We start from the raw sequence: 3,174 nt of genomic DNA, 5'->3' as shown, positions 1-3,174 counted from the left end.
ACTTTGCGTTATTCATCTTAATTGAACCGCCGTATACGGAACCGTACGTACGGTGGTGTGAGAGGTCGGGAGTTAATCACTCCCTCCTACTCGATTTCATATTAGATTTAAGTGAAAGGGTTGAGATTATGTGAAAAAAGGAAAATCAATCAATAAATATTTTATTTTTATATGCACGGCAGTGTTTATGGTGAGTATTGCTGGAAGCAGACCACTTATCCCTCTTTATGCAGAAGAACTCGGGGCAAGTCATGCTGAAATTGGCATCATTGTCGCGTTATTTTCCTTTTTACCTTTATTTTTATCAATTCATTCGGGAAAACTGATTGACTACATTGGTGTGAAAATACCATTGATAGTAAGTATTCTGTTAGGGATTTTATCAATGGTTATTTTAAGCATTTTTCATAATTTAATGGGTGTGTATTTTTCACAAATCTTCTCTGGTCTTGCACAACTTGTGTTTGTTTTGTCAATGCAAGCCTACTCAGGTCAATTTCGTAAGAGTAAACTGCGGGAATATTATATTACGGTATTTAGTATTGCTGTTTCAATGGGGAGTTTTGTCGGACCACTTTTTTCAGGTTTATTAAGCGACTCGATTGGTTATAGTTTGGCTTTTTAACATTAGGTTTTGTTTTAGTCGGAATGCTACCATTATCTTTATTTTTCTCACGGAAAAAATCGATTTCAATACAAGAGAAAAGGATTGAAGGGAATGCATTTCAATTACTGCACATTCCAGATTTAAGAAAAGCAGTGCTCGTCAGTTCAGTAGTGCTATTAGCAAGAGATACGTATATTGCCTTTTTTCCATTACTTGCAGCAGAAAATGGGCTACCTACGTCTTCAATCGGAGTGATTATAGCTATTAATGCGGGGGCAGGGATGATAATTCGAGGCATTTTGCCTTGGGTTTCCCAGTATTTAAAGAGGGATGTAATAATAACAATTTCGATTTTAGTTTCCGGGGCCATGTATATGATGAACCCGCTGTCCCAACATGTACTCTGGCTATGTATTCTATCCATTATTCTCGGCTTTTGTACCGGTATTAGTCAGCCTTTATCTATCTTTGCAACAATGATTGCTTTACCTAAAGAGCGAGTAGCAGAAGGGCTAGGGCTTCGTCTGACGTTTAATAAATTGACTCAGGTTGTTGGCCCGCTTTCATTAGGAGCTGTATCTTCTACAGTTGGGATGCCTGGGGTCTTTTATGTGTGTGGGGGAATAATTTTGATGGGATCGATTCATCCAGATAAGTTTCTTTTTTACAAGAAAGGGAAAACGTGATAATATTTTCTCAAATGAAACATGGTGGAAAATTTACCACAGTGACCACTTGTCTGGAGAGATATTATGGAAAATCCGATCGTGAAATTACAGCAAAAGATTGGTGAATTAACAGAAACACAAAGAAGAGTGGCCGACTATATTATTAAACATCCACTTGATGTAGCCTTTTTGACGGTAGATCAACTTGCAGGTGTAGTAAAAACCAGTACTACAACAATAATGAGGTTAACATTTAACTTGGGATATTCAGGTTATACTGAATTTCAAAAAGGTCTTCAAGAAAATTTGAGAAACCAGGCTGCTCCTCAAACAAGACTTGAAGCAAATATAAAAGGAATCGAAGATGACGATTTGTGGGGGAGATACGCAGAAACACAGATTAGAAATATTCAAAACTCTATTGATCTAATTTCACACGATACGCTCGAACATACGCAAAAAATGATTTTGTCTGCGAACCGAATTATTTGTACGAGTGTAAGGAGTGGTTTGCCCGTTGCACAATACTTAACTCATGGACTAAACCGACTTTTTGGCAATACTAGCCTTGTTGTGGCAGATCTAAGTGATTGGGTGGATAATGTTGTCGATATGGATGAAAATGATATAGTGATTGCTATAAGCTTCCCACGTTATGCCCGGAGAATTATTGATCTTGCCAGGACGGCGAAAAAAAGTGGTGTAAAAATCATTTCCATCACTGATAGTTACTCATCGCCAATTGCCTCGCATTCTGACATAATATTACCTTGTAACTCAAGTAGCATCGCTTTTCATAATTCTGCAGTCTCGGCAATGTTTGTGGCAGATTATATAATCAGTGCTCTTGCAATTAGATACCCAGAACAAACAAAAAAGCGACTTGATAAGGTAAATGCAATCTTGACGGATATCAATTATCACTCATTGAATTGAAGGTAGGACAGACTAGTTTTATATTTTGCTAGTCTGTTTTTTTATCTTATAAAGATGTATAAAGGCTATATTGTCCAATGGTATAAATTATGTAGTTACGTATCCGTTATTTTATGATTTACATTCAGCAGGGTGAGATTGTTAGATATATAGTTGAACTTACGGGTCAGTTTGCTTGAGATTATCATCTTCGAAGGTGTTAATGCCTACTTATATAAGATTACAGATTATTAAGTAGAGTGGAAATGATTTATTTAACCGACTCAGTTTTAAGGGACACTAGGGACAAAGTAGATACTGAGATGTGATCCATAAACTGTTGGAGCTACAAATTTTGAAGCAATTATCACATATCCGGATACGGAAACGCAAACTCCTTCAAGTTATCAATTTACCTATACTTTATTGGGTAAGGAAATCGTTGATAAATTTGACAATGTAAATCTTGATGAAGTGAACGCATCACTCGGCTTAACGGGCAGTGAGCCTTCTGATTCAACTAGTTCAAACACAAACGCTGATATTTCCAGCATCGATACTCTGACGGGAATGGACAGGTAACGATTAAAGAAGCAAAAGCTGCAGGCTTTAGCATGCCAATAATGAGTAACCATTGGTTATACCCATATATGCGGGATAATGATAATGACGGTATGGTAGGGGAATAAGCACCTGGAATATTGAGGGGAAATAAAAAGAAGATTTTAGTTCAATAACAATCTTCAACAATCGGGCGCTATTCTTCAATAAGAAGATCGCGTTTTTGCGTTATAGGGCCATATTGTGCGGTTAATTCGATTGCTATAAATGGATAATTTTGTTAAAGTTCATAGATATCGAGTTATTAACTTTGTATAAACAATTGAATAGGAGCATTCCTGTTAGAAGGATTTTCGGGGACTTGAAATAAAAAAAGCCCTCTTGTATGATGCTTGAGTGTCAACCGGAAAATTGACTCGAACA

Annotated in this window: 3 protein-coding genes and 1 pseudogene; all 4 read left to right on the top strand. The window is 36.8% G+C overall.

Annotated elements, in window-relative coordinates; translation table 11 throughout:
- Positions 1-130 precede the first annotated feature (130 nt).
- Positions 131-625, top strand: coding sequence for an MFS transporter (locus tag BJ095_RS18630; RefSeq protein ID WP_107937902.1), 495 nt, complete (start codon positions 131-133; stop codon positions 623-625).
- 23 nt (positions 626-648) lie between these two features.
- On the top strand, positions 649-1,293 hold the full coding sequence (locus BJ095_RS18625; RefSeq protein WP_107937901.1) for an MFS transporter: 645 nt from the start codon (positions 649-651) through the stop codon (positions 1,291-1,293).
- 66 nt (positions 1,294-1,359) lie between these two features.
- Complete coding sequence (locus BJ095_RS18620) at positions 1,360-2,211, top strand: MurR/RpiR family transcriptional regulator (protein ID WP_107937900.1); 852 nt, start codon at positions 1,360-1,362, stop codon at positions 2,209-2,211.
- A gap of 321 nt (positions 2,212-2,532) precedes the next feature.
- Positions 2,533-2,879, top strand: a pseudogene (locus tag BJ095_RS19330) (DNA/RNA non-specific endonuclease); the annotation flags it as partial.
- Between the last annotated feature and the right edge of the window lie 295 nt (positions 2,880-3,174).

Source organism: Ureibacillus chungkukjangi, from assembly GCF_003217295.1.
Lineage (GTDB): Bacteria > Bacillota > Bacilli > Bacillales_A > Planococcaceae > Ureibacillus > Ureibacillus chungkukjangi.
Note: the sequence above shows the minus strand (reverse complement) of the source record. Positions and strands in the feature narration are given on the sequence as shown.